Annotated in this window: 23 protein-coding genes; 11 read left to right on the top strand and 12 right to left on the bottom strand. The window is 69.4% G+C overall.

Translation table 11 applies throughout. The annotated features are described in order from the left end of the window. Positions 1 to 61: 61 nt before the first annotated feature. On the bottom strand, positions 62 to 712 hold the full coding sequence (locus ACIA5C_RS01440) for a hypothetical protein (RefSeq protein WP_396050049.1): 651 nt from the start codon (positions 710 to 712) through the stop codon (positions 62 to 64). 416 nt (positions 713 to 1,128) lie between these two features. Further along, complete coding sequence (locus tag ACIA5C_RS01435; RefSeq protein ID WP_396050047.1) at positions 1,129 to 2,127, bottom strand: YihY/virulence factor BrkB family protein; 999 nt, start codon at positions 2,125 to 2,127, stop codon at positions 1,129 to 1,131. A gap of 436 nt (positions 2,128 to 2,563) precedes the next feature. Between ACIA5C_RS01435 and ACIA5C_RS01430 the strand changes: the two genes are divergently transcribed. Then, positions 2,564 to 3,622, top strand: a complete 1,059-nt coding sequence (locus ACIA5C_RS01430; RefSeq protein WP_396050045.1) for a fatty acid desaturase family protein — start codon at positions 2,564 to 2,566, stop codon at positions 3,620 to 3,622. 82 nt (positions 3,623 to 3,704) lie between these two features. Here the strand turns inward: ACIA5C_RS01430 and ACIA5C_RS01425 are convergent, their stop codons facing one another. Genes ACIA5C_RS01425 through ACIA5C_RS01415 form a run of 3 tightly spaced genes read right to left on the bottom strand, consistent with a single transcriptional unit; the run spans position 3,705 to position 5,464 of the window. Next, positions 3,705 to 4,373, bottom strand: coding sequence for a VOC family protein (locus ACIA5C_RS01425; RefSeq protein ID WP_396050043.1), 669 nt, complete (start codon positions 4,371 to 4,373; stop codon positions 3,705 to 3,707). 33 nt (positions 4,374 to 4,406) lie between these two features. After that, positions 4,407 to 4,718 carry an antibiotic biosynthesis monooxygenase gene (locus ACIA5C_RS01420; protein WP_396050041.1) on the bottom strand — a complete coding sequence of 104 codons (312 nt, stop codon included), beginning with the start codon at positions 4,716 to 4,718 and terminating at the stop codon, positions 4,407 to 4,409. A 23-nt stretch (positions 4,719 to 4,741) separates the two neighbouring features. Further along, the gene (locus ACIA5C_RS01415; protein WP_396050039.1) at positions 4,742 to 5,464 is read right to left on the bottom strand and encodes a DUF3159 domain-containing protein; all 723 of its coding nucleotides are present in this window, start codon (positions 5,462 to 5,464) and stop codon (positions 4,742 to 4,744) included. A 65-nt stretch (positions 5,465 to 5,529) separates the two neighbouring features. On the opposite strand from ACIA5C_RS01415, the gene ACIA5C_RS01410 reads away from it, so the two are divergent. Further along, positions 5,530 to 6,006: a MarR family winged helix-turn-helix transcriptional regulator gene (locus tag ACIA5C_RS01410; RefSeq protein WP_396050037.1), complete on the top strand. Its 477-nt coding sequence runs from the start codon at positions 5,530 to 5,532 to the stop codon at positions 6,004 to 6,006. A gap of 98 nt (positions 6,007 to 6,104) precedes the next feature. Then, entirely contained in the window at positions 6,105 to 7,352 is a 1,248-nt protein-coding gene (locus ACIA5C_RS01405; RefSeq protein WP_396050035.1) for an FAD-dependent oxidoreductase, read from the top strand. Positions 7,353 to 7,362: 10 nt separating this feature from the next. Here the strand turns inward: ACIA5C_RS01405 and ACIA5C_RS01400 are convergent, their stop codons facing one another. Continuing rightward, the gene (locus ACIA5C_RS01400) at positions 7,363 to 7,980 is read right to left on the bottom strand and encodes a CGNR zinc finger domain-containing protein (RefSeq protein ID WP_396050033.1); all 618 of its coding nucleotides are present in this window, start codon (positions 7,978 to 7,980) and stop codon (positions 7,363 to 7,365) included. Positions 7,981 to 8,135: 155 nt separating this feature from the next. Between ACIA5C_RS01400 and ACIA5C_RS01395 the strand changes: the two genes are divergently transcribed. Next, positions 8,136 to 9,533, top strand: coding sequence for a mercuric reductase (locus ACIA5C_RS01395; protein WP_396050032.1), 1,398 nt, complete (start codon positions 8,136 to 8,138; stop codon positions 9,531 to 9,533). Positions 9,534 to 9,545: 12 nt separating this feature from the next. Here the strand turns inward: ACIA5C_RS01395 and ACIA5C_RS01390 are convergent, their stop codons facing one another. The 3 genes from ACIA5C_RS01390 to ACIA5C_RS01380 form a co-directional block, all read right to left on the bottom strand. Then, complete coding sequence (locus ACIA5C_RS01390) at positions 9,546 to 10,244, bottom strand: hypothetical protein (RefSeq protein ID WP_396050030.1); 699 nt, start codon at positions 10,242 to 10,244, stop codon at positions 9,546 to 9,548. A 543-nt stretch (positions 10,245 to 10,787) separates the two neighbouring features. Further along, on the bottom strand, positions 10,788 to 11,273 hold the full coding sequence (locus ACIA5C_RS01385; protein ID WP_396050029.1) for a hypothetical protein: 486 nt from the start codon (positions 11,271 to 11,273) through the stop codon (positions 10,788 to 10,790). Positions 11,274 to 11,358: 85 nt separating this feature from the next. Next, complete coding sequence (locus tag ACIA5C_RS01380; protein ID WP_396050027.1) at positions 11,359 to 11,910, bottom strand: hypothetical protein; 552 nt, start codon at positions 11,908 to 11,910, stop codon at positions 11,359 to 11,361. Between the two features lie 292 nt (positions 11,911 to 12,202). On the opposite strand from ACIA5C_RS01380, the gene ACIA5C_RS01375 reads away from it, so the two are divergent. The 3 genes from ACIA5C_RS01375 to ACIA5C_RS01365 all read left to right on the top strand — a co-directional run bounded on the left by ACIA5C_RS01375 (position 12,203) and on the right by ACIA5C_RS01365 (position 14,669). Continuing rightward, complete coding sequence (locus ACIA5C_RS01375) at positions 12,203 to 13,132, top strand: serine/threonine-protein kinase (RefSeq protein WP_396050025.1); 930 nt, start codon at positions 12,203 to 12,205, stop codon at positions 13,130 to 13,132. Positions 13,133 to 13,231: 99 nt separating this feature from the next. Then, positions 13,232 to 13,639 (top strand): response regulator, encoded by a 408-nt coding sequence (locus ACIA5C_RS01370; protein ID WP_396050024.1) that lies wholly within the window; start codon positions 13,232 to 13,234, stop codon positions 13,637 to 13,639. A gap of 205 nt (positions 13,640 to 13,844) precedes the next feature. Next, positions 13,845 to 14,669, top strand: coding sequence for an alpha/beta fold hydrolase (locus tag ACIA5C_RS01365; RefSeq protein WP_396050023.1), 825 nt, complete (start codon positions 13,845 to 13,847; stop codon positions 14,667 to 14,669). A gap of 1 nt (position 14,670) precedes the next feature. Here the strand turns inward: ACIA5C_RS01365 and ACIA5C_RS01360 are convergent, their stop codons facing one another. Then, positions 14,671 to 19,497, bottom strand: a complete 4,827-nt coding sequence (locus ACIA5C_RS01360) for an AAA family ATPase (protein WP_396050021.1) — start codon at positions 19,495 to 19,497, stop codon at positions 14,671 to 14,673. 283 nt (positions 19,498 to 19,780) lie between these two features. Here ACIA5C_RS01360 and ACIA5C_RS01355 point away from each other — a divergent pair, with 283 nt between their 5' ends. Further along, the gene (locus ACIA5C_RS01355) at positions 19,781 to 20,437 is read left to right on the top strand and encodes a response regulator (RefSeq protein ID WP_396050019.1); all 657 of its coding nucleotides are present in this window, start codon (positions 19,781 to 19,783) and stop codon (positions 20,435 to 20,437) included. A gap of 259 nt (positions 20,438 to 20,696) precedes the next feature. Here the strand turns inward: ACIA5C_RS01355 and ACIA5C_RS01350 are convergent, their stop codons facing one another. Continuing rightward, positions 20,697 to 21,395: a TetR/AcrR family transcriptional regulator gene (locus ACIA5C_RS01350; RefSeq protein WP_396050018.1), complete on the bottom strand. Its 699-nt coding sequence runs from the start codon at positions 21,393 to 21,395 to the stop codon at positions 20,697 to 20,699. An 89-nt stretch (positions 21,396 to 21,484) separates the two neighbouring features. Between ACIA5C_RS01350 and ACIA5C_RS01345 the strand changes: the two genes are divergently transcribed. Together ACIA5C_RS01345 and ACIA5C_RS01340 are read left to right on the top strand one after the other, a co-directional pair. Continuing rightward, positions 21,485 to 22,351 (top strand): aldo/keto reductase, encoded by an 867-nt coding sequence (locus ACIA5C_RS01345; protein WP_396050016.1) that lies wholly within the window; start codon positions 21,485 to 21,487, stop codon positions 22,349 to 22,351. 206 nt (positions 22,352 to 22,557) lie between these two features. Continuing rightward, positions 22,558 to 23,136, top strand: coding sequence for a GIY-YIG nuclease family protein (locus ACIA5C_RS01340; protein WP_396050014.1), 579 nt, complete (start codon positions 22,558 to 22,560; stop codon positions 23,134 to 23,136). Positions 23,137 to 23,162: 26 nt separating this feature from the next. Here the strand turns inward: ACIA5C_RS01340 and ACIA5C_RS01335 are convergent, their stop codons facing one another. Continuing rightward, the gene (locus tag ACIA5C_RS01335; RefSeq protein WP_396050012.1) at positions 23,163 to 24,596 is read right to left on the bottom strand and encodes an amidase; all 1,434 of its coding nucleotides are present in this window, start codon (positions 24,594 to 24,596) and stop codon (positions 23,163 to 23,165) included. A 461-nt stretch (positions 24,597 to 25,057) separates the two neighbouring features. On the opposite strand from ACIA5C_RS01335, the gene ACIA5C_RS01330 reads away from it, so the two are divergent. Next, positions 25,058 to 26,320: a hypothetical protein gene (locus tag ACIA5C_RS01330; protein WP_396050010.1), complete on the top strand. Its 1,263-nt coding sequence runs from the start codon at positions 25,058 to 25,060 to the stop codon at positions 26,318 to 26,320. Positions 26,321 to 26,356 lie beyond the last annotated feature (36 nt).

The raw sequence follows: 26,356 nt of genomic DNA, 5'->3' as shown, positions 1-26,356 counted from the left end.
TGCGGAGTTTGCCGTGGGTGTGGCGGAGTCCGTACGGGCGCGGCGTCCGCGGCGTTGCCGGTTAGCGACCGGCGGGGTCGGTGGGTAGAGCCGCCCAGCTCAGGGTGTCGTCGCCGTCGGGGAGGAACCCCCAGCGGGTGGCGAAGGCGTCGATGACCAACAGGTCGAGGCTGGTGCCGGCGTGTTGCGGCGTCGGCTCTGACCAACTGCCGCTGCGAACCCACAGGTACAGGACATCATGATCGAGCAAGACGGTGACACTCATCGTCGTCGACACATGGTCGACGGTGTGGCTGACCAGTTCACTCGCGATCAGCGAAGCGGCGCCGACCAGATGCGGGAGATCCCAATGCAGGCACGCGGCGGTGACGACATCGCGGCTACGTCGGGCTGCGCCCGGCAGCGGCAGAAGTTGGTCCGTGAAGGATGGTGATCGCAAAGGCCCCCGGGTGATGGCCTGCCAGGCGTCGGTGAGGTCGCGGCTCATCCGCGCATGCAGGCCGCGGCTGTCGACGCGGGCCGTCACCGCTTCGAGCCGGCGTCCGCGGCACAGCAGAACCGCCGGGCCGCAGTTCATCCTGGCGTAGCCGCCGATCAGCGTCGACCCGATAAGTGTCTTTCGGTCCGGCTGCTGCACAGCTGAGAAATCGATGACCACCGAACCGCTCTGCCGATCGCAGAGCCCTTCCAGTACCTCCTGCAACCTCGTCATCGAGGCGGGATCCGGTCGTCCCTGCAGGGCGAGATGAGCCGAGTCCGGCCACGTGTCGATGCGCCACGTCAGTGGAGGCATGACGCAAGCACTCCTCCGACGTACCCGTCTGTAGTGTCCGGACCGCGCGGACGCCGTGGGTGCACGACGGTCCGCGAAAGACCGCATACGCTGCGTTCGTTCGTCGCTCGCCGAGCGTTGTCGTGGTGTGATGTCGAAGCCTTACCTGTGCGTGCCGGGCGGTGCCTCCGTGTTGACCGGGGCGCAGATGTTCGGTGTCGGTATCCCGCCATCGGCGGCGTCTACCCGGACCACGCCGGACTACACCTGCCGGTCGCCGGGAACTCAGCTGATTGTCGGCGTACCGGTAAGCCCTTTACCCGCCCCGTCCGATAGGCCGTTCGGCTCGGCGGCTCTTATGTACTTGAGTTGTCCTGGTCGCCGGCAGCCGGGTCGGGTTTGTCGAAGGTGACGTCGATGTTCTCGAATCCTTTGCTGCGCTCCGAGACGGCTTGACCGGTGTAGGCGCGATGGTCACCGCTGGTCGGTACGACGTTGTCGGTGAACGGAGTGAGCAACGCGCGAGGATAGAGCCGTTCGACCCGCACGACGTTGATCTCCGCGCACAGCACCACCGCGACCGCAGTGATGTAGAAGAAGGCCAGCAGGCCGAGCACCAACGCGAACACGCCGTTGGTGGCGCTGGCGTCCTTGACCACGTGTCCGACGTAGGCCACTCCGAAGGTTTGCAGCACCTGCCAGACGACCGCAGCCCCGATGGCGCCGGGGGCAACGTCGGTCACGGTCAGGTGCCGGGCCGTCGCGAGCCGGAAGACGAACACGAATACGACGGCGTTGATCAGAACCGACGCTACGAGCAGGAGAATTCTCAGGAGGCCACCGAGGGATCCGGCGTCGCTGCTGCCGAGGGTGGACAGCGTGGTCGTGCCGACAACGGCCAGCCCGGCGGTTCCGAGCAGCAGCAGGCCGCGGCCGCGGGCTTTGATCGGGTTGGGTCGATTGTTGCGCGGGATCCGCCAGACTGTGTTCATCGCGTACTGCACGGCCTGCGCCACTCCGAGACCACCATAAATGGCTCCGAGTACGCCGATCACCAGACCGGTGGTACCGCCGCCGATCCGGGACGGCTCCTGCAACTGGCTGCCCACGACCGGGAACTGACTCAACGCGGAAGTCAGGATGTGCTGCTGCAGACCCGGATTACCTGACAGGACGTAACCCAGGATCGTCGCGGCGAGCAGCAGCAGCGGAAACATCGAGACGAACGCGTAGTAGGCGATCAGAGCGGCGAGGTAATTACCCTGGTCGTCGAAGAACTTGTACAACACCGCCAGCGGGAAGCCTGTCCATGAGTGTTCACGCTGGAACCTGTCGACACGACCAGAATCGCTCATCGCACGTAACCCTCACTACCGCCGTCCGGAGGTCTTCGCCCCGCGCCCGGCCACACTGACGGTGCCGACCAGCGCGCCTGCCCGCCGACCGGAAACCGCATCGGCGAAGCTTCGCGTCCAGGCAGCCCGCACTCGACGCTACCCGGCGTTCCCGGACCACCTCGAAGTGTCCGTCGCTGCCGGCCGCATCGACTGGTGCCGCGCGAGTATCGACGGCGTGCCCGTAGGGGCGCTCAAAAGGGGCACCTGACCGGGCCGGCCCGTAAACCGGAAGCGCGGATCGGCATCATCGCACGGCCGGCGGGCATTAAGGTGCCATGACGGGATGGACACCTCGGCATCCACTGCCGCCGACCAGGAGATCGCCCGGCGTCAGCGAACGCTTGCCGGAGCCGGGCAACGCCCCCCTTGTAGTCAACATGTTGATGGAGCGACCGTGACGGCTACCGACACATCTCCGGCCGGACAGGGCTATCCGAGCGAGTCGGTGACCGCAGCAGAACGCGGTAGCGCGTACTCCGTTCTGTCCCGGCAGATCAAGCAGGCCGGCCTTCTCGATCGGCGGCCTGGCTATTACGCCGCGCAGATTGCTCTGCTTCTGGCCCTGGTGGCCGCCGGTGTCACCGCCCTGGTAATGATCGGGGACTCCTGGTGGCAGTTGCTCGTTGCCGCCTACTTCGCAATGCTCTCCACCCAACTGGGCTTCCTCGGCCATGATGCCGGGCATCGGCAGATCTTCCGGTCCGCGCGCCGCAACTACCGGCTGGGCGTCCTGCTGGCCAATCTCGGCGTCGGCTTCAGCTACGGCTGGTGGGTGGACAAGCACAACCGTCACCACGCGCATCCGAACGACGAGGACAAAGACCCCGACATCGGCGCGGGTGCACTCGTTTTCACCGAACGACAGGCGCAAGCCAGCGGGCGCGTCGCCGGGGTCCTTTACCGATACCAGGCTTGGACGTTCTTCCCGCTGCTGCTGTTGGAAGCGGTGAATCTGCGAGTCGCCAGTGTGCGATACCTGCTCACCCGCCGGGACCGTGGCCGGATCCGAGAGGGACTGCTGATCGCCCTGCACGTCGTGGCATACCTGGTCGCCGTCTTCGTGGTGCTCCCGCCCGGCAAGGCCCTGGCCTTCGTGGCGATCCACCAGGCTCTGTTCGGACTGTATCTGGGCTGCTCGTTCGCACCCAACCACAAGGGCATGCCGCCGCTGAGCGCCGCCGACAACGCCGACTTTCTGCGCCGGCAGGTGCTCACCTCACGGAATGTGCGCGGGCACTGGCTCACCGACTTCGCTCTGGGAGGCCTCAATTATCAGATCGAGCACCACCTGTTCCCGTCGATGCCGCGGGGCAATCTGCGTCGGGCCCAGCGACTGGTCAACGAGTTCTGCGCGAGCCAGTACGTGCCTTACCTCGAGACCGGGCTGATCTCCTCGTACGCCCAGGCGCTCCGACACCTTGACACGATCGGCCGAGCGGCCAGTGCCACATGAGGCATGGCGCACTCGAGTACCAGCTGGGCCGCTTGGATGGCGCCGTCCGCCGCCGGATGAGCCGATCCGGCCATCGGTTGGGTTATGCCGTTGCGCCGCGGTGGCTGAGCCAAGGCCCAAGACCTTGCGCGTCCTCAGAGGCGATGAACGCCGCGGGTGCGTTGATCAAGGCCTCGTCGGCATGCGGAAGACACGCCCATATGGTCGCTCCCCAGGTGTCGGCGAGCTTGATCTCCGCCGGCCGGGGACAGTGGCTGCTGTCGGCTGTCGGGACTTGGCAGGTTGCGGGTGCGCCGCCGCGGCGGCTGATGGCTTCCGCCGCTTGTTTGATCAAGGAGAAGCGCGCCTCGGGTGCGCTCGGCGCGGTCCGGGCGTCCGCGGCCACCGTCGTACGTTGACCGACCAGCACGACATTGCCGTCCGGGTCGTGGGTGCGTAGCTCGCCGCCGGGGGCGTGGTCGGGGTAGCCGGTCAGCTCGTAGCCGTGGCCGGCGGCGTCCAGCTGTTCGCGTACGTCGCCGAGGTCGGTGACGTACAGGTAGATCAGCAGCGGCAGCTCGACGGGAATCAGAGGAGGCTGCACGCACGCCAGCAGGACGGTGTGCCGACCGCCTTTCAGGTATGACCAGCGGGCGTCCCCGTCGCCACCCGCCTGCATGTGCTCGTAGCCGAACAGGCCGTAGAAGGCCTGAGCCGATGCGACATCACGCACGTACAGGACGGGTACCGCGGCTTCCACCCGATTTTGCATTCCGGCAACGTATCGCAACTGTCGGCGGCGGCGTCATGACGCCGTGAATCCTTCGGTGTGACGGGAGCGGAAGACCTGCACGTCGGCCAGCGTCCGGGCGACAGTCATGTGGGCCTGGGCGGCGGGGCCGGCCAGCATGGCGGCGAGCGCGGCGTCGTCGCGCCAGTGGGCCTGATGGATGATGTGGCGTCCGTCGTCGCACCGCATCAGCGCGGAGCCGAGGAAGCCGGGTGCGTGTTCGAGCACGTCGTGTCCGTTGGCGCTCAGCAACGCGTACAGCTGCTGCTGGTGCTGCTCGTCGGTGGTGAACACGCTGGTCACCACGATCGTCTCGGGCGGTGCCACCACTGGACTGCCCGCGGCTGCCGTCATCGCTGTGCGGCCAGGGTGCGGCGGGCCGCGACAACCGTGACCGCGGCCAGGGTGGCGAAGATCGGCCCGGTGGCGGTGTGCGCGACGGCGAGCACCACGGTGTCGCCGCGGCCGTAGAAGACGGTCTGTACGGCGGCGTTGACGACGTTGATCGCGATGGCCGTGCCGGTGGCCACCAGGTGCACCCGCCGCAGCCCCCGGTTGCGGTACCAGTCCGGGGGGCCGCCGGTGATCCGGTTGAGGAGCAGCCCGGTCAGCGGGCGCCGCGCGACGATGGTCGCCGCGCACAGCAGGACCACGGCGAAGGGTATCAGGGCCGGCACCAGGAAGAAGCCGCGCGCCTGGCCGGTGACCGCGGCAACGACCGCGCAGATCGCGACCACCGCGAACCCGACCAGTGCCGACTTCGGTGACTGCCGGCGGACCAGCCGGTAACCCAGTCCGGCCAGTGCGGTCGCGCCGGCCGCCGCGATCGCCGGATAGAGCGAGGCGAGCGCGTTGACCGCGACGAACACCAGGCTCGGTGCCGTGGCCACGACGACTGCCACCCAGCGCTGCGGGTCGCTCCACGTCTGCCGGATCGCCGCCCACCCGGTCTCGGCCGCAGCGTGACGACCGTGCGAAGAGTGCGACGTCGTTGCCGGATCGGTGCTGGAAGGCCCGTCGCCCGTCGCGGACATCGGCACCTCCCGGATCGGGATGTTACGGAGATCAGTCATACCAAAAACTGTTTCATGAGAAACTGTTTCTTGCAAGTCTGTTTTACCTGAGATAGTCTTAGGCCATGCCTTTGCGATCAGTGTCCGCCGCGGCTGCGCCCGCCGCGGAAACTCCGGAAAACCCGCTCGAAGGGTCACCGTTCGCCCTGGGGCTGTTGCTGCGCCGGGCACACGACCGCGTCGCCGCCGTGATCGATGAGGCGCTGACGCCGTTCGGTATTGAACGGCGCCACCTCATGGTGCTGATGCGGCTGCACGCCGCGGGGCCGCTCACGCAGCGGGACCTGGTCGAGCAGACCGACCACGACAAGGCCTCGATCGTGCGGATCGTCGACGATCTGGAACGCCTGAAGCTCGCTTCCCGCGAACTGGTGCCCGGCGATCGCCGGCTGCGGGCGGTCACCCTGACCGAGCACGGCCGGGCTGTCTTCGCGCAGGCGTACGAAAGCGCCGAGCCCGCCGAAGCATCCGCGACCGCCACGCTGACGCCGGCCGAGAGCCGCCAGCTACGCCACCTGCTGCGCGTCATGACCGACGGCTAAGTCCTCGCCCGCAGCTCACCGCATCCGCCGACCGCCGGCATTCAGGTGGCCGGCCGATGCCTCCTGCCCGCACAGCCTCTGACCGGAAGGGTCACCTCATGCGCGTCCTGATCATCGGCGCCGGCCTCGGCGGCCTCACTCTGCTGCACGGCCTGCGCCGCGCCGGTATCGACGCCTGCGTCTACGAGCGCTCGCCTCGCCACGGCGGCCAGCCGGCCAGCTACGGGATTCACCTCGACGCCGACGGGCTGCGCGCCCTGCACGACAGCCTGCCCGCCGCCAACTGGAAACAGATCGACGCCGACGCCACGCCCGCGCCCATGATCATTCGCTTCCACGACCCGCGCGGCGGCGTGCTGGCCACCATCGACAAACGCTTTCCCGCCAACGCCACCGACCCGGTCACCAGACGCCGTGCCATCAGCCGCGGCAAACTCCGCGAAGCACTGCTGCTCGGCACCGGCAACGACATCAACCCCAGCGTGCACTGGCAGAAACAATTCGAACGCTACGACATCACCAGCAGCGGCGTGCGAGCCCACTTCGCCGACGGCACGTACGCCGACGGCGACATTCTCATCGGCGCCGACGGCAGCAACTCCCGCGTACGCCGCCAGCGGCTACCCGAACTCGAGCGCCAAGACCTCGGCATCATCAACATCGCCGGCCGCGTACCGCTGAGCGGCGAACTCGCCGCCGAACTGCCCGCCGCCTTCACCGACGGCGGAATCAACAACGTCGTACCCGCCCGAACGGGATGGATGTTCCTGTCCACCTGGGCCACCGGCGACCCCGACAACACCGACGTCAGCCACGGCGCCGACCGGTACATCGTCTGGGCCTGGGCCGCAGCCGAGGCCACCTACCCGACCGGAATCGGGGCACTTGACGGGGGACAACTCAAACAGCTTGTCAGTGAGCGGATCCCCGGCTGGGGCCGCCCTTTGCAAGCCCTCGTCGAGGCCACCCAGCCCGCCACCATCAACACCGTGCCGCTGCGCACCATGCCATTGCTGCCGGACTGGGAACCCTCACCGGTCACCCTGCTCGGCGACGCCATCCACAACATGACACCCATGGCCGGCATCGGCGCCAACACGGCCCTGCGCGATGCCGACCAACTCCGCCGAACCCTCACCGCCGGCCACGACCCGCTCGACGCCATCAGCCGGTACGAGAACGCCATGCGCCGATACGCCAACCAGGCCCTGAAACTCTCCACCCGCAACGCGACCAACGCCGCCCTCGCCGCCCCTGCCAACCGCACCGCCTTCCGCACCCTGCTGCGCATCGGCACCCACCTGCCGGCGCTTCAGCGCAAGATGTTCGGCCCGACTGTCCGATGAGGGCGGAGGACTACATTCCGCGGTGGTGGCGCCGATAGTGCCGGGCGACGCGGGCCCGGTTCCCGCACGCCGGCGAGCACCACTCCCGGCGCCCGTGATCCTTGGCGAAGAAGAGCAGGCAGTTCGGCGCCAGGCAGGGGCGCAGTAGCTCTCGCGCCGGGCCGGTGAACAGTTCGACTCCCTGGACGGCGATCAGGGCCACCGCGAGGCCGGCCGAACCGTAAGTCTGATAGGAACGCGCCGGTAACCCTCCGGCGGCCCAGGAGAGTTCGGGCCGCGCTTGCGCGAGTGCATTGAGCGTGCTGACCGCCTGCGTGAGGGTCAGGTCGGGTGCCGTGGCCGGCGGTCGTGGGTCCGCGGTGGCTTCGACCGCCAGCCGGCGTAGCGCGTCCCGCAACTCCCGCAACGGCCGTACGGGCTGGGCCGAGGCGTTGGCACCGGGCCGGGGCCGGGTGCCGGTCTCGCCGGCGATCCGGTCGGCGACCGCCCGTAGCCAGGCCGCGATCCCGTCGTCGTCGGCCAGGCAGTCCCGGGTTGCGCTGTCGACGACCGAGACCGTGTTCATCAATTCCACCGGCAGCGGCTCGCCCAGCAGCGTCGCGTTGGTCACCTCTGCCTCACCGGTCACGCTTCCCACCATAACGGCGGCTAATGGATAACGCCAAGGCAACCATTTGACAGCGGTAACGCGTACCGCCATAGTGGCTAACGGACGCGCTCCAGATTTCCATTAGTCGGTCGGGCGCCCCGCCCAGATCTCAACTCCAGGAAGGCGTGACGGCTATGACGGAAACGACGGCCGAGCAGTACGACGCGATCGTGATCGGGACCAGTCAGGGCGGCCGGTTCCTTCCCGCCGACCTCGCGAGGGCGGGCCGGCGAGTGGCTCTGGTCGAGCGCGATCAGCTCGGCGGAGTGTGCGTGAACACCGGGTGCACGCCGACCAAGACCATGGTCGCCAGTGCGCGGCTGGCACATCAGGCCCGGCGCGGGGCGGAATTCGGTGTGCGGACCGGACCGGTGTCGGTCGACCTGGCCGCGGTGCGCGAGCGTAAGAGGGCGATGGTCGCGGGCGCACGCGAGAACTACGCGAGCCGCCTGGCCGAGGACGGACTCGACCTTATCGAGGGGGAGGCCCGCTTCACCGGGCCGCACACGGTCGAGGTCGCCTTGAACGCCGGAGGAACCCGGCGGCTCAGCGCACCGGTGATCGTGATCGACGCCGGCACCCGGACCAAACCCCTGACGATCGCCGGAGCGAGCGATGTTCCGGTGCTCTACTCCACGTCGATCATGGAGCTGGACGAGCTCCCGGAGCATTTGATCATCCTCGGTGGCGGCTACATCGGGCTCGAGTTCGGGCAGATGTTCCGCCGGTTCGGCAGCCGCGTCACCGTAGTCCAGAGCTCGGCCCGCCTGTTGATGATGGAGGACGACGACGTCGCCGACGAGGTCGCCGCCATCCTGCGGGACGAGGACATCACCGTTCTGACATCGGCGACGCCGACCCGGGTCGAGCGATTCGACGGCGCCGGTATCCGGCTCACCGTGCAGACCGAGGACGGCGAACGGCAGATCGAGGGCTCGCACCTGCTGTCGGCGATCGGCCGTACTCCGAACACCGAGGCACTGACCGTCGACGCCGCCGGCATCCGCCTCGACGACAAGGGCTTCATCGCCGTCGACGAGCGCCTCGAGACCAGCGTTCCCGGTGTCTACGCGATGGGCGACGTACGCGTCGGGCCGGCATTCACCCACGCCTCGTACGACGACTACCGGGTGCTGAACGCCAACCTCGTACGAAAGGAGAAGGCGAGCATCCGCGACCGCGTCGTGCCGTACGCGGTCTTCATCGACCCCCAGCTCGGCCGGGTCGGTCTCAGCGAGCGCGAGGCCCGGGCGCAGGGCCAGGCGATCAAGGTAGCGAAGCTGCCGATGGGCGCCGTGGTGCGTGCCATCGAGACCGGTGAGACCCGCGGCTTCATGAAAGCGATCGTCGACGCCACAACCGGGCAGATTCTGGGTGCTGCCGTCCTCGGCAGCGAGGGCGGCGAGATCATGAGCATCATCCAGGTCGCGATGCTGGGCGGCCTCACCGGCACCGCCATGGCCGACGCGATCTTCACCCATCCCCTGTTCGCCGAGGGTCTCAACAGCCTCTTCGCCGGGTTCGACGCCTGAGAGTCCCGGGGCTCAGACCAGGAGTACCTCGCGTAGGGTGCGGCCGGGATCGATGTGGGCGACCACACGCGGGGCGTCCGGGGCGTAGACGTCGACGGTGTTCTTGCGACGCATCAGCTCTCGGACCGGGGCCGGGAGCGGCGGCTCCTTGCTCATCGCGTCGCGGACGGCGCGGGCAGTGGTGATCAGCCCAGTGGCCAGCGCCGCGCCGTCGGTGTCGACCCGGACGCTGGCGAACTCCCAGCCCGCGACGGTCAGGTCGAGAATTTCGAAGAGCCGGGAAACCAACAGATTCTGGTCGGACGCGTGTTTGGGGTGGGCGCCGATCACCCGTACGGCCGCGGCGACGTGGATGTAGGGAAACAATCCGCACCGCAGGGCGAACAGCGGCCACTTCAGCTCCGGCCGGGCGTCCCGCCACAAGGGACGGTAATTGCTGCGGTCCACGACGAACTGGTAGCCGACGCTGCGGGACAGCGCCGCGGCCAATCCTTGGATCTCCTGATGAGCCGAGTCGGCGAACTCGTGCACGATGCCGGCCGCCGCCCCGACACCGTCCGGACCGGCCAGCACGTCGGCGACGGCGTTCGCCTGGTCGCCGAACGACCCCGGCCGATGAAGGCCGAACCGCTGCCGGACATCGTCGATGACCTGCCGGTCCGCCTCCCGCAGCACGAGCTGCTCGGACGGTTTGCGCCGGAACCACCGCATGTCGCCTCGTCTCGCTGCCGCTGACACCTCAACCGCGGCCATGCTAGTTGAGATCGCGAGCCTGACCGACGTCGGTGCCGGACCAACGAGGGTCGACGTCGCGGCGCTCTCTTCCGGGCGCAGCTGAGAGCGCTGACAGCTGCGCCTCGAGTCGGTACGCAGACTTCTGATCACCGTCGGCCGTAACGTTTTTCAAGCGACATTCGGATGGCGCCGAGCGGCCGGGACCGGCCGGAAATCACGGCGTTGACCAGCCCTTGATGTCGGCGTAACAATCGACCGACGCCACTAGTTAAGCGCCACCGAGAACTCGGTGCAGGCCAACATCGTCGCCGCCCGGTACGGAACGTCGAGCGGCGGTGGCGGTAGCGGCAAGGAGATCGTGGGTGGCCAGTCCGGTCGGTGTGCGGACGTGCCGAACGCGTCGACCACCAACGGCACCCTAGGCGAACCGCCGGGCCGGTAAGGCATCCTCACCGGCCCGAGTCGCATGCGTCGAGAATGCCCACTCCTACGGGACCACGCCGTCGTTGGGCGCGTCCATCATGCCCGACGGGCTCCGAGGGGCTGCGTCCGGCGGCCTTCTCGCAGCCGGGAAAAGAGGGACAGGGCGAGCCCGGCGACGGCGAGCACGGTGCCGGTTGTCTCCGCAATGGCGGAGGCGCGTTTGCCGGGGAGGGCCCAGGTCGGTTCGTACATGTCCGGCAGCGGACCCAGCTTGCCGACGTCGACGTTCGTGTAGAGCAGTACGGCCCCGGCGGCGCTCCCCGCCACGAGCACCGCGATCACCCAGACGGCCGGGCGACGCGTGATCAGGAGCGCGATCGCGACGACGACCGCCACGGCGGCCTGAACGCGAAAGAGGGTCGCCTGGCTGAGGGTGGCGGTGGCGACGGTTTCGTATAGGCCGGCGTCGTGGAAATGGACGTAGGCGTCGATCAGCAGGAGCGCCGCGGTTGCCGCCGCCAAGATTCGCTGTAGCGCGGGGAGGCGGCGGCGTTGCCGTGCGGAGTACGCATCGTGGGTCATCGGCTGGTACTTCCTCTCGGTCGGTCGCTTCGGGCGGCGGGCGGGCACACCACCCGGGCCGGGTCTCGCCGTCCGGGCGCAGCGATCAGTAGCCGACTCCGGGCGCCCCTCCGGCTTTCGGGTTGGTGACGGGCGCGCCGGCGGGTGACGCCACGGTCCACAGACCGCCGTTGAGGGTGATGCCCTGTCCGTTGGTCTGTCCGGGCGCGGAGTCACCCACGAACGTGTAGATCGGGTGGCTGGCCACAGTGATTTGGCGAGCGCCGTCGGACCGGGTGGTGGTGCCCAGCCGGCCCGTCACTCCGGGCAACGACGCGGGCAGCGTCGCCGGCGCCGCGACGAACGGCCAGTTCGCCGCGCACGCCCCCGTGCAGGTGGAGGCGCCGCCACTGTCGTTGGCGAATTCGTAGACCGTCCGGCCGCTGCTGCCGACCAGGATGGTGCCCAGCGACGTGGCCTGCGCGCTGAGTAGATTGCCGCTGGCCGACGGCACCGCTCCGGGAGCCGCCCCTCCGGAGGTCGCCCCGCCGGACGTGTCACCGCAGCCCGCCACGGCCGACGTGAGCGCGGCAAATGCGAGGAACGCCGGCACTCGGCGGCCACCGCGGCGGAACGCGGATGATTTCGGGTTGGTCATCACTGTCGGTCCCTTCTCCGGACGTGCTGTTGCCTACCGGAGACAGCCTTGCCTCGGACCCCGCCGCGTGGCATCACCGCTAGCGTCCGCCATGACTGGTAGCTGCCCGGGCTTCCGGATTCCTGCTGGCGGGTACGGAGTCTCGGCGTTGGCGCGAAGAAAGGGCCGTTCGAGCCGCGCCCGCTGCCGAGGCGTTCCGGATACCGGGTATACCGGATTCCGGCCAGCCGGTAGTGACGTTGGGCGCCCGCCATGACGACAGGTGGGGGAGCGAGCGCCATCGTTACCCGGTATGAAGGCGATCACGGATCTACCCGCTGGAAGCCTGCACGGTACGAGAACTCAGCACGGGACCGGCACGGCGGTGGCGGCGGATCCGGTCGACGGCAGCGGGATCCAACGGGCCGAGAGGCTCGTGGCCGGCCGCTACCGACTCCGCTCGTTGCTGGGCCGCGGCGGTATGGGGCTGGTCTGGCTCGCCGACGACGAGCTGCTGGACCGGGCGGTGGCGCTCAAACAGATGGTCCTCAGCGATCCGCTGGCCGAGGAGTCACGCAAGGCGGCCCTCTTGCGGGCACTCGCCGAGGCGCGGGCGGCCGCACGTGTCCAGCACGACGGAGCTGTCGACATCCACGACGTGGTCAAGGAGAACGGCCATCCCTGGATAGTCATGGAGCTGCTGTCGGGGCTGACCCTGGCGCAGACGCTCGACCTCGACGGGCCACTGCCGATCGGCCAGGTGACCGGCCTCGGGCTGCGCCTTCTGGACGTATTGCAGGCCACGCACCGGGCCGGCATCGTCCACGGCGACGTCAAGCCGGGGAACGTCCATCTCTGTGACGACGGGCGGGTGGTCCTGACCGATTTCGGCATCGCCTGCCCTGCCGACGGAGATTCTCCCTGGCCGGAATACCTGTTCGCCGGAAGTCCGGCCTACGCGTCGCCGGAGAGGCTCCGCGGCGAACGGCCCAGCCCCGCGTCCGATCTGTTCTCGCTCGGCGCGACGCTTTACACGGCGGTCGAGGGCCGATCGCCGTTCGAAAGGGCCGACCTGGTCGCCACGCTGACCGCCGTGGCCGAGGAGGCGCCGCCGACCGCGCAACTCGCGGGCCCGATCCGCCCACTCGTCGAGGGCCTGCTCGCCAAGGATCCGCATCGGCGACTGAACGCGGATCAGGCCCGCGCCGCTCTCCGCGACGTCCAAGGTCAGGCGCTCGCCTAATTGCTCAGTGAATCCCGTCGCCGCCCTCGAGCAGCTGTCGCGGATGACTTCCGGCTAGCAGGGATGCAGAACGGCGACCCGATAGGCAGCGTTGAGGTCATGACGTTCCGCTGCGTTGTCGTTGACGACAATCCCGCCTTCGTCGCGGCAGCCCGTGCCCTGCTGGAACGCGAGGGCGTGACCGTGCTCGGCTGCACCGGCAGCGGTGCCGAAGCGGTGCGGCTGGTCGCCGAACTACGCCCGGACCTCCTCCTGGTCGACATCGATCTGGGCGCGGAGAGCGGCCTGGAACTGGCCAGACGCCTCGCCGGTCCGGCCGGCGCCGCGGTGCCTCCGGTGATTCTGATCTCGACCTACGCCGAGGAGGACTACGCCGACCTCATAGCCGACAGCCCCGCCGTCGGGTTCCTCCCCAAGGAGGCGCTGTCCGCCGCGGCGATCCGCCGGCTTCTCGCCGGCCGTCCCGACGGCTCCGCCGGCCCGCTCGACGAGGCTCCCGGACGATGATCACCACAATTTCGAGAGCATTACAGCTAGCCGGTAACTCGAGATGGTAGGTGGCATGGGACCCCGCTGGTAGCTGGCCGGGCAGACAACGCAGCCCGGCGGCGCGATGGTGGAACTGCGAGAGGTCGTGCCGCGTCGGCGGCCTGTCGACCGCCTGATTCGCGGGACCAACCAGCGCACCCGCCCATTGAACCGGAGGCACAGCGTGGGAACCATCACTACGAGCGACGGCACCGAGATCTTCTACAAGGACTGGGGCTCAGGCCAGCCGATCGTCTTCAGCCACGGCTGGCCGCTCTCGGCCGACGACTGGGACAACCAGATGATGTTCTTCCTCAACCACGGCTACCGAGTCATCGCCCATGACCGCCGCGGGCACGGACGCTCCACCCAGACCAGCGACGGCCACGACATGGATCATTACGCCGACGACCTGGCCGCCCTGACCACCCACCTCGATCTCCACAACGCCGTCCACGTCGGGCACTCCACCGGCGGCGGCGAGGTCGTGCGCTACCTCGCCCGCCACGGTGAGAGCCGCGTGGCGAAAGCCGTGTTGATAAGCGCCGTTCCCCCGCTCATGGTGCAGACCGACACCAACCCCGGCGGCCTGCCCAAGAGTGTGTTCGACGGCTTCCAGGCCGAGTTGGCCGCTCACCGGTCGGCGTTCTACCGGGATTTGGCATCGGGCCCCTTCTACGGCTTCAACCGCCCCGGGGTCGAGGCCACCGAAGCGATCGTCGGGAACTGGTGGCGCCAGGGCATGATCGGCGGGGCGAAAGCACACTACGACGGCATCGTCGCGTTCTCACAGACCGATTTCACCGACGACCTCAGGCAAATTTCGGTGCCGGTCTTGGTGATGCACGGCGACGATGACCAGATAGTTCCGTACGCCGACTCGGCACCGTTGACCGTGCAGCTCGTGAAGAACGGAACCCTGAAGACGTACGCGGGGTTCCCGCACGGCATGCCCACCACGCAGGCCGAGACCATCAACGCCGACCTGCTGACCTTCCTGCGATCCTGATTCAGCCGTGGGCCGGCCCGGGCCGGCTCAGGGGCAGCTCGGCGTGCACGGTGGTGCCGTCGCCCGGGACGGTGTGCACCGCGAACCGTCCGCCGAGCGCCTGAATCCGGTCCTTGAGCCCGGCGAGGCCCGACCCACCGCCGAGGTCGGCGCCACCGCGGCCGTCGTCACTCACCCGTATCCGCAGCACGGCGTCGTCGACGCCGAGGGCGACGGTGACGGCCGTGGCGCCGGCATGTTTGGCCGTGTTGGTCAGCGCCTCCGCGACGGTGAAGTAGGTCGCGATCTCGACCTGCTCCGGCAGCCGCCCCTCGACCTGTAGCCGCAGTTCGACCGGGACCCGGGAGCGTCGGGCCAACGCCCGGATCGCCGGCCGCAGGCCTCCTTCGGCCAGGACGGCCGGGTGGATGCCGCGAGCCAGCTCGCGCAACTCGGCCATCGCCTTGTTCGCCTCCGCGATCACTGCCCGCAGCCGCGCGGTCAGCTCATCCGACCCCGGTACGGCGTCCAGCGCTAGGCGGGCCTGTATTGCGAGGTTGGCCAGCCGCTGCTGGGCACCGTCGTGAAGGTCCCGCTCGATGCGCCGACGGGTCTGGTCGGACGCTGCGACGATCCGGGCCCGCGACGAGGTCAGTTCGGCGTACAACTGCGCGTTGTCGAGCGAGACCGTCAGCTGGGCGGTGATCAGCTTGACGGCGTCGAGCCGATCGGCGGTGAACGCCCCGCGAATGAGGCGGTTCTCCAGCAGCAGCACCGCGCGCACGGTGCCGCGGCCCAGGACGGGAAGAGCCAGCAACGAGCAGCCGGCGACACCGATGAAGTACGGGTCGCGAGCGAACCGGTCGTCGCGGGTGACGTCGTCCACGAGGAGCGGCTCCGGCACTCGCTGGACGTACCGCAGCACGGACATCGGCGCGTCGAACTTCTGCCCGGCGGCACCGGCCGGGGCCACCCATTCCTCGTGGTCGTCCCGCCGCAGGAGCAACCGAACGCCGGTGGCACCGGTCATCGCGCTCAGCACCTCCACGACGCGGGCGTGCAGGCGCTCAATGCTGGTCTCCGAGCTCAGCGCCTGCGACGCGGACAGAATGCCGAGCAGGTCGAGCGTGCCGGTCGTAACGGTCGAGCGCTGCCCGAAGCCGTCGGCCGAACCGCCGCCGAGTCCGGCCGGCGTGCCGGGTTCGGCTCCGAGCCGCGGGTAGGCCCAGTCCAGCTGGACGACCTTCGCGCTCGCGCCCCACGCCGCGTAGGCCTCCCGGGCCTGCGCGAGCAGGAGCCGGCTGGCGTGCTCGGCCCCGTGGATGAGGTGGAAGCGGGCGGCCCGCTCGGCGATCAAAGCACGATGCCAGGGCCGGTTACGGCCGTCGACCACGCGCAGTGCGGCGTCGAAGGCCAGGACGGCGGCGCGGAAGTCGCCGACCGCCCAGCCTCGCTCGGCCTCGAGCAGATGCAGCATGTGCAGGAAGTTGTCCGGCGCATCCGTGGCCCGCGCACTGAGCCAGCGCGTCATCTCGTTCAGCTTGGACAGCAGATCATCACGGTCGGCGTCGTCCGCGGCGCGGGCCTGCTCGGCGAGCGCGAGCCCGTACATCAGGCGGGCGATCGCGGTCGGATAGAGCCCATGAGCGGCCGCGAGCAGTTGCATCGCCGCCGCCGCATGCGCCGCCAGACCCGCCGGGTCGTCGAACACGGCCATGGCGATGCTGCGGGCGATGTGCCCGTACAGCAGCGCCGCCGGATTGCCGGCGTACCGGTCGACCGGGATCGGGTCACCGACGGCCGCCGGGCCGTCGCTGCCCTCGCCGCGAAACACGTCGGCCAGCCAGCGGTAGCTGTCGAGCCACTGGCCGGTCTGCTCGTTGCCGGTGCGGCGCACGAACGCCAGGCCGGCGTCGACCTCAGCGACATAGACGTCGAGCGTCGGCGCGCACTCCAGCAGGCCGGCCGCCGAAGGCTGGTAGGCGTATCCGGCCCAGGCCAGGTCACCGCCGGCGATCAGTCCCTGCCGGGCCTCCTGCGCCGCGCGGACGGCGTTCTCGATCGGCTCGAACCAACAGCAGGCGACGCTGGCGAACGTCGAGCGCACCAGCGAGGTCTCCGGCTCGTACGCGCGGGCCTCACCCACGGCGATGATCCGCCGCAGAGCCCGGTATCCCGCGGCGTAGTTCTCGGTGTGCTGGGCGGTGGCGGCGTTGGCCGCGACGCCGGTCAGCCCGATCAGGATCTGACCTGGGCCGTGCTCGAGCCAGATCCGCGGTCCCTCCAGGCTCAACCACAGGAACAGGGAGAAGTCGGGGACGAAATAGGCGACCGGAACGAGCGCCGCGATCAGCCGGCAGGTGGCGACCAACGTCGGATCGGTGATCTCCGGACGTTCCAGGTCGTCATCGATGTCGGTCTGCTCCAACCACCGGTCCAGATGGCTGAGCTGGTGCTCGAGCTCGGCCGGGGAACGATCTGCCGGAACGGCGATACCCAGCTCACGAAGCAGGTCGACGCCTAGTTCGAGGGCGTCGCCGAACCGGTTCCGATTGGTCAGGCTCCGCACCTGTATCGCGGCGGCGTCCGCGCGTTGGGCAGCGGTAGGCCCCAGTTTCTCGATAGCCAGATAGTCCTCGTCCGCCTCCTCCAGACGCCCCAGGCTGTACAGGGCGCTCTGCCGGCCGATGTAGATCTCGACGAGCGTGGCCGTCTCGCGCTGGTCGACGAGTGGCAGCGCCGCGCCGAGCAGGGCGCTGACGAGCGCGTGATCCCCGACCGGCCGGGTGCGGTCGGCGGCGCCGCGCAGCAGGTCCACCACCCGCCGGCGTTCGGCGGGCTCGTCGATCGCGTCCGCCACGGCCAGGTACTGTTCGGCGGCGACCGCGGAGAGCTCGGGCACGCGGGCCAGCCGCCGTGCCATGGTCAGCCGCAGTTGCCGTTGCCGCTGTTTGTCCAGCCCGCGCAGGATCGACTCGTGGAGCCGGTCGTGGCGGAACCGCACCGCCTCGTCGGCACCGGGTTCGACGATCAGCACGCCCTCGCCGAATGCCGGTGCGAGCCGCTGTTGCATGACTTCGGCCGGCGTTCCGGTCGCCGTCCGCAGCGCGTCCACCGTGGCCCGTCCGCCCAGGCACGCCACCGCCTCCACCAACTGCCGAGTCGGCGCCGGCAAGACCGCGACCGGTGTTGCCGGCAGGCTGCCGGCCTCCGGACGATTCAGGCGCCGGCGTACCGTGGCCGGGTTCCAACGCCATCCCGTGGCCGCCACAGTGAGCACGCCGTCACGGCGCAGTGCATTGAGCAGTTCCACGGTCTCGTAGGGGTTGCCCGAGGTGTGCGATTCGACGACCTCTGCGAGATCCGCCGCCGCAACCGGGTCCACGTGCAGCATCTCGGCGATCATGGTGACCAGGCTCGGCACGGGCAGGTTGGCGAGCCGTAGGTGCCGCACACCGGCCTGGTCCAGCCAGCGCGACAGCGGATCTGCGCTCTTCCGGTCATTATCGCGATAGGTGCCGACCAGCAGCAGGCCTTCGATCGGCTCCTCTTCGAGGAGCAGGTCGACGAAGCCGGACGGGGTGCGCCCGGCCCAATGCAGGTCGTCGAGGAACAGCACGATCGGCCGGTGCGGCGACGCGACCGCCCGCACGATCTGTACGCCGTTGCGCTGTCCCCGCACCTGCGCGGTCATTGGGTCGCCGGGGTCGGGAGGTACGGTCAGCAATGCGGCGTACTCCGGGACGATCGCGGCCATCAGACCCGCGTTCGCGCCGAGCGCCGCCCGGATCCGTTCGCGCACCCTCGCCAGCTCGTCCTCCTTTTCGGCCAGTAGCAGCCGGCCGAGCGCGCGGAACGCCTGATAGACCCCGCTGGCCTCGAGATCTCGCCGATACTGGTCGAATTTGCCGGCCACGAACCATCCGCCGGCCCGCGTCACGACGGGCCGCAGCTCATCGACCAGCGCCGTCTTGCCTATCCCGGGCGCGCCGCCGACCAGGACCGCCCGGCAGCGTCCGGCGAGTGCCTCCCCGAACGCCGTCTGCAGCGTCGCCACCTCGGTGTCGCGGCCCACCAGCCGGGACGGCGGCAGCAACCGCAGCGGGACGTCGTGTTGCCCGATGCCGTCCGGGCCCGACGTCGGCTCGGCCCCGGCGTCGATCAGCCGCTGCAGGTCGTGATGCACGCCCTCCGCGGTCTGATAGCGGTTGTCCGGCTCCTTCTCCAACAGGTGCAGGATGATCTCGGACAGCGTTCCGGGTACAGCCGGGTTGACCTCGGCCGGCGGCACCGGGACCCGCGCCAAGTGATCATGGGTGAGCCGCAGCGGGTTACCGAAGCCGAACGGTGGCGCGCCGGTGGCCAGTTCGTAGAGTGTCGCGCCCAGCGCGTACAGGTCGGCCCGGTGATCCACCGGCCGGCCGGTGCGGCCGGTCTGCTCCGGCGCCAGGTACGCCAGCGTCCCGACGATGTCGCTGTGGTGGGTGAACGCCGGACGGATCGCGGCGAACGTCGTCGCCAACGCGAAGTCGACGAGCCACGGAACGCCGTCAGGAGAGATCACGATGTTGCCCGGCGTGATGTCGCGGTGCATCACGCGCCTGCTGTGCATTTCCGCCACCGTTCGAGCCAGCGCCGATCCGAGGCCGATCAGGACGTCGGCGTCCATCGGCGTCGCTATGGCCGCCGCGCTTCTGCCGCCTACGTCCGCCAGCGAGACCGCCCCGGGATATTGCGGGTCCTCCACCAGCTGCGCGACTCCGGCGACACCACGCAACCGCTTGAGCATCGCCAGCTCCTGTTGCAGCCGACGTTGCGCGTCGGGCCCCAGCGGCTCCTTGCGGATCACCGTTCGCCCGGGGAGGAACAGCCGCGTGATACGCGTACGGTCACTCGCATGCACTACTTCGGTCGAAACGGGTGGATCCCGGCCGGCCGACACTGCCCCCTTTTCCATTCGCCACCCCCACATGAGACGCCCCTGCGTCTTCCTACGCCCGGCCTCCCAACTTGCGCAAGTGTCTAATCACCTGCCGGATCCGTCATTTCGCCACGCGACCGCCTCGCGGGGTTCCCGGCGAACGACGACGCCGGTGCGATTACCCTGGCGAGTGCCGACGGGAGGACGACCGATGAGGCGGACCCGGGTAGTCATAGCCGACGATGACGTGCTGCTCCGCGAAGGGCTCGCGAGTCTGCTGGAGCGCTCGGAATTCGAGGTTCTCGGCCAGGCCGGTAACGCCGCGGAGTTGTTCGAGTTGGTTCGGCGGCACCGCCCCGAGCTCGTCGTGGTCGACATCCGGATGCCCCCGACCTACTCCACCGAGGGCCTCGACGCGGCCCAGGTGATCCGTCAGGAGCGGCCCGAGACCGCCGTCCTGGTGCTCTCCGCCCACGTCGACGTGGAGCAGGCGATGCAGTTGCTGGCGAGCGAGGGCCGAGTCGGTTACCTGCTCAAGAGTCGGGTCACCGATGTGGAGGAGTTCATCTACAACGTGCGGCGGATAGCGGCGGGCGGTTCCGTCGTGGATCCGGCGCTGGTGCAGGAACTGGTGGGCGTACGCCGCCGGCACGATCCCCTCGGCGCGCTCAGCGAGCGTGAGCGGGAGGTGCTGTCGCTGGTCGCGGAGGGCCGCTCGAACGCCGGTGTGGCGCACCGGTTGTGGATCTCGGAGGGAACCGTCGAGAAGCACGTGCGCAGCATTCTCACCAAGCTCGACCTGCCGGGCACCGACGACGACCATCGACGGGTCCTGGCAGTCCTCACCTATCTGGACTCGCTGGGCTGAAATTCAGCCCGTGCGCGGCGCCGGCGGTTGGTCGGCCTTGTCAGGTCCCCCAATCCTCTGGCAGCATCGATACGCCCAGATGGGAGCGCTCCCGCGGCGTGGTCATCCGTCCGGTCATCAGCGGACCGCGGGTGGGTCCACCGCCGGATGTGGATGCCGCTCGCAGGGGCGCACGGCTTCTTGATCGCGCGTCGAACCGATTCGGGCGCAGGCCTTGCGTGCCGCCCGTAACGCCGCCCCGTACCCGGGTCAGGACCCGTCAGCCGGCGAGTTGCTGGAGCCAGTCGCGGAGTAGGGCGGTTTCGGCCGGGCGCAGGGGGAGCGGCTCGTCTGCGGTGCTGAGGGCGGCGTCGAGGGCGAGGGCCCGGGAGGCAAGGCCCGGATCGGGGTCCGGGGGCGGGTCGGTTATCAGGGAGCCGACCACGGTTTCTCGCATTTTCGCGGAGATTTTCAGGTCTCGGTCCGGGGCGGGGGTGGCGATCAGCGACAGGGTGACGCCGGTGGCGGCCGCCTGGCAGAGGTGGGCGGCGAGCGCCGGGGGGACCCGTAGGCGGCCGGCGGCGGCCACGCGGTCGAGGAACTTCAGCAGCAGGTTGTGGGCCTCGTCGGCGGCCGGCGGCCAGCGCCCGGGCCGGTCGGTGCCGAACATCAACAGGTACGCGGCGGGGTGGCCCAGGCCGAAATTGACGTGGGCGTCCCAGCCCCGACGCATGTCCTCGACCGGATCGGCGGTCGGCGCAATCGTGTGCTTGTCGGCCAGGTAATGGTCGAACGCCTGGATGGCCAGGGCTGCGAGGAGGCCTTCCTTGTCGCCGAAGAGCTGGTAGAGGGACGCGGCGCGGATGCCGGCCGCTGCCGCGACCGAGCGTGTGGAGACTCCCTCGGCGCCCTCTCTCTCGAGGATGTCGGCTGCCGCCTCGAGGATGTGCCGGCGAGTACGGGTCTTGGCGTCGTCCACGGTTGCAATGCTACGGCATTCGGCGTATCACTGAGACGAAGCGATGCTACGGAGTTCGTCGTAGCACTGATACACGGAGGAGCGAGTCCATGAACCGAGTCGGATACGGCGCCATGCAGCTCGCCGGCCCGAACGTCCGGGGCCTGCCGGCCGACCCGGAGTCGGCGCGGCACGTGCTTCGCCTGGCCGTCGAGCTGGGCGTCACCTTCTTCGACACCGCGAACGCGTACGGGCCGCGAACGGTGAACCAGCTCATCGGGCAGGCACTGCGGCCGCTCCCGGACGGCGTGATCGTCGGGAACAAGGTCGGTGCCGGGCGCGGCCCCGACGGGTCGTGGATCATCACCGATCACCCTGACGTCGTCCGCCGGCAGGTCCACGAGGCCCTCGAAGACCTGGGCACGGAGGCGAGCGAGCTGACCTACCTCCGCCTTCCCGGCGACACCCGGGGAGCGGAGGCCGCGGTGCCGCTGGAGGAATCGCTCGGCGTGCTCGTCGAGCTGCGCGATCAAGGGCTCATCCGCCGCATCGGCCTGTCCGGGGCGTCGCCGCAGATGCTGGCCCGCGCCCAGAGAATGACACCGATCGCGGCCGTGCAGAACCGTTTCAACCTGCTCGACCGTAGCGGCGTTCAGGTCCTCGCCGACTGCGAGGCACAAGGCATCATGTTCGTTCCCTACTTCCCGCTCGCATCGGGACGGCTCGCCGGCTACGACGAGCTCGCCGGCCCCGCGCGGCGCCTCGGCGTGACACCGGCCCAGGTCGCGCTGGCCTGGCTGCTACGCCGTTCGCCCGCCGTCGTCGTCATCCCCGGCACCTCAAACCCCGAGCACCTGCGGGCCAACATCGCCGCGGCCGAGGTCGCCGAAAATCTGACCGACGCCGAGGTGGCCCGCCTGACCGACCTGGCCGACGAGTCGAAGGCCACCCTCGACCAGTCACACCAATCAAACTAGCGCCCGTGACGCACGCACGGATCGAATGGCGGCCACGCTGCCCACCGACGGACATGTGCACACCCAATGGTCCTGGGACTGCGAGCCGGGCGACATGGAGGCCAGTTGCGCCCGGGCGGTGACAATGGGCCTGCCGGCCACGGCAGGTGGTACGCCTGACCTGGGCCGAAGGTGGGTGTCCGGCCCGGCCGCCTAGCATGGCCTTGATGACCACTCCCGAGAAGCGACCCGACGACGCTCCAACCGACCGGGCACGGGCGGAGGAAGCCCTGCGGCTGCTGTCCGGCGTGCCGGTCGCGCTGGACGCCGCCGTCAAGAGACTCAGCCGTAGCGGCGGTGTGTACGCGTGGTGGGCCGCGCCTTCGGTCTTTCCCGGCCTGCCCGGACCGCCGAACGAGAACGACCGGTCGCTACGGCTGCTGTATCTCGGTCGGGCGACCAGCCTGCGGGGCCGGATCCTGCGCAACCACCTGCGGCGTTCCGGCAGTTCGACGCTGCGCCGCACGTTGGCCGGGCTCCTCGTGTCCGAGGGCTACCGGACGACCTGGACCGATCGTGTCGTCCTGGTGCCCGAGGACGAGGCCCGGCTGACCGCCTGGATGTACGCGCACCTGCGGTTGACCTGGGCTGAGGACCCGGAGCCGGCCTCCGTCGAGGCCGAACTTGTCCGACGCCTGCACCCGCCGCTGAACGTGTCCGGTGTCGAACCCGGACACGTCCAGGCGGCCGTGGTCGCGGCCAAGAACGCGTACAACAATTCCAGCCACTCCTCGCCGGCGCCGTAACCGGTCATCCGGCCGGCCGGCATGCCCTACTCCGGGGCCTGGAAGCCGCCGATCTTCTGCTCGAGCAGTTCGGCCAGCCGCAGCGGGGTGCGGTCCTCGAACATCGGGCCGATGAGCTGCACGCCGACCGGCAGGCCGCCGGGGGAGCGGCCCGTGGGTATGGCGGTGGCGGGCAGGCCGGGCATGGTGGCCAGGCCGGCCCAGACGAGCTGGTCGAGGTACGGGTACTCGACGCCGTCGATGTCGATGCGCCGCACCAGTGGGTTGGGGTTGTGGTCGTGCGGGAACGCGGGCGTCGGCGTGATCGGGCACACCACGACGTCGAACTCGGTGAACAACTGTCGCCAGCCGTGGCGGTGGAGTTCGCGGCGGTTGTTCGCGTCGATCCAGTCGCGGTGGCTGAACGCCATGGCGCGCCGCCGTACGGCGTCAAGACTGCGGTCGTCCGCGCTCGGTAGCTGCTCCCGTGATTCGATGGGAAAGCGCGCAACGGAGCCCGAAATCAGCAACTGCATGTAGAGCGTCGCGGCTTCGGTCAGGTCGGGCAGCAGCGGGCTGTGTCGCACGACGCGGGCGCCGCCGTCGACGAGCGCGGCGGCCACCCGGCTCACGCCCGCCCGTACGGCCGACCCGGTCGCGATGAGCGGATGCTCCTGCAGGACCAGGACCCGGAAATCGCCGAGCCGCTCGTGGCGGGCGGCCGGCAGCGCCAACCGGTGCGCCACGCCGAGCGTCAGCGGGTCCGGTCCGGCCATGACATCGAGCAGGAGCGTGAGGTCGCGGGCGGTGCGCGCCATCGGTCCGACGACGGCGAGGTCGAGGTCGGCCGGCAACGCCGGCTCGGGCGGCGCGACCATACCGCGGTTGGCCGCCAGCCCGAGCGTCGGCTTGTGCGCGTAGACGCCACAGAAATGCGCGGGGGTACGCAGCGAGCCGGCGATGTCGGAGCCGATGGACAGCGCGCCGAACCCGGACGCCAGGGCCGCCGCCGACCCGCCGGAGGATCCGCCCGGCGTACGACCGTGATCCCACGGGTTGGTGGTGGTGCCGTAGATCTCGTTGAAGCTCTGGATGTCCTGCAGCCCCAACGGCACATTGGTCTTGCCGAGCACCACCGCGCCCGCGGCCTTGAGTCGCGACACCTGTACCGCGTCCTCGGCCGGCATGTAGTCGCGGTGCGGCGGCATGCCCCAGGTCGTGGGCAGCCCGGCGATGTTGTACGACTCCTTGACCGTCACCGGAATGCCGAGCAGCGGCCGGTCCTCACCGCGCGCGCGGGCCTGGTCGGCGCCGTGCGCGGCGGCTCGCGCACGGTCGAAGTCCGGCACGCAGATCGCGTTGATCACTTTGTCGTCGCGCTCGATTCGGGCGATCGCCTCGTCGGTCAGTTCCATTGACGTCACCGCACCGGCGCCCAATGCGGCGACGAGCTGTTCGGCGGTCCGAAAGCTCCATTCCATGAATCCGACGCTAACGGCCTGCCACAGAAGCCACGAAATTCCAGTTCGCGCAACCGGGAAGCACTCGTTTCCAACACCGAAGTTCGGTCGCCGACGACGGCGGGTTCGGAGTCGTCCGAGCGCCTGGCGAAGCGGTCCGGCGCTCGGACACCTGTCGGACACCTGACTTTTCGCGTCCGTGACCGTGTGACGGAGGCGGAACGCGCAGGTGGTCCACAGTGCTCGAACATCAACAATGGCGTCCCGCCGGGGAGAGCCTGAATTCCAAGGCATAGGCCGTTGACAATCGGTGGGGCGGGCGTAAGTTGCAACTTTGGCGGGTGACGAACCGTAGGCATCATTGGTGGCGGCCACGGCGTCTCGCGGGGGATACGCGCGCCTTAGTGATCCCAACGATGTAGGGGGACATTGTGCGATCAGTCAAAAGGCTCTGTCGTGGATTAGCTGTCATTACAGCGACCGTGACGGCCGTCGTGGGTGCGAATGCATCCATCGCTCAGGCGCAGGACAACACGGCGGGTCAGCAACAGGCGGCGGCAATCATGCAGGCGGCCGCCGATCGCGCGCCGCAGGCCGCCGCGACGCCCGGCGGCACGGTGCAGCGGGTGCCCGGGCGGCCGATCGACACGGCCGGTCGGGTGCTGATGCGCGCCGACGCGAAAGGCTGCGACAAGAATGCGGCATTGCTGGCGGCCGGCAAGATTCACTCTTACCGGTGCAGCCGTCCGACGGTGAAGATGACCCGGTCCGCGGCCGGCCTGGATGCCGTCGACTGGCCCGGCGAATGCAGTTCGACATCCGGCACGCTCACCGGGTGGATTGCCATCGATCGCCGTAACGCCTGCAACCACGTCGAGATCGACATCATCACCACGCTCGAACCGTCCGGTGAGGTGATCGGAACGACCGACCTGCACGCGGTCTCGACGGCGAGCGCGACCGGTGCCACGTGGGCGAACACGACGTTCCTGTGGCTGTGGGACTTCACCGGCGTCGGCGCTCCGTCGTTCGCCGAAGGGCTGCTGTTCCCGTCCTGCTCCACCGCGACGTGCCTCGGCACCGGCGGCACCTGGACCACGCAGGCCGACGGGGAAAGCTGGAAAGGCACCGGCAATGCCGAGGTCACCGGTCTGACCCCGGGAGTTGTCGACAACAACGTCGGCGGCTTCTGGGAATACACCCTCGGTGGTGAGGGCTGGGGCAACACCGTGACCGTCGAGAATTACCTCGCCCTGTCACGGTGCGACAACGCCACCCCGGGGACGTCCACCCCGGGCTGCGTTTTCGGCAACATCCCCGGTGTGCTGGGCTTCAGCCAGACGACCGTGCCCAACTTTGTCCAGCACGTGTACGGCGCTCAGGTCTCCGGACTGCCGGGCCGGCTCGACACCGGTACCTATCTGACCAGGCTGACCGACGGCACACTGTCCAACCAGAACGGGGCGAAGGCCTGCCCGGCGTCGCTGCCCCGGCCGACCGGATACCAGTGCGACGAGTACCCGTTCCGCAGCACCTACGAGGGCGCCTCCACCAGCGGCGCCACCCAGGCGCGCAGCCTGCCCTGGTGCCAGATGCCGGATCCGCAGCGAACCGGCCCGTCGGGCTGGAGCCGCTGTTTCATCCCGTCCGGGGAGAACAGCTCGTCGGGCGGCACCACCGGCGCGTTCTACCGCGCCCAGCGGATGCTCGCCCACGACCCGTTCGAGATCGGCTACCTGCCCTGACCTGACACCGAGGTAGCCATCGCCGATACCGCCGTG

Source organism: Actinoplanes sp. NPDC051343, assembly GCF_044455125.1.
Taxonomy (GTDB): domain Bacteria; phylum Actinomycetota; class Actinomycetes; order Mycobacteriales; family Micromonosporaceae; genus Actinoplanes.
Note: the sequence above shows the minus strand (reverse complement) of the source record. Positions and strands in the feature narration are given on the sequence as shown.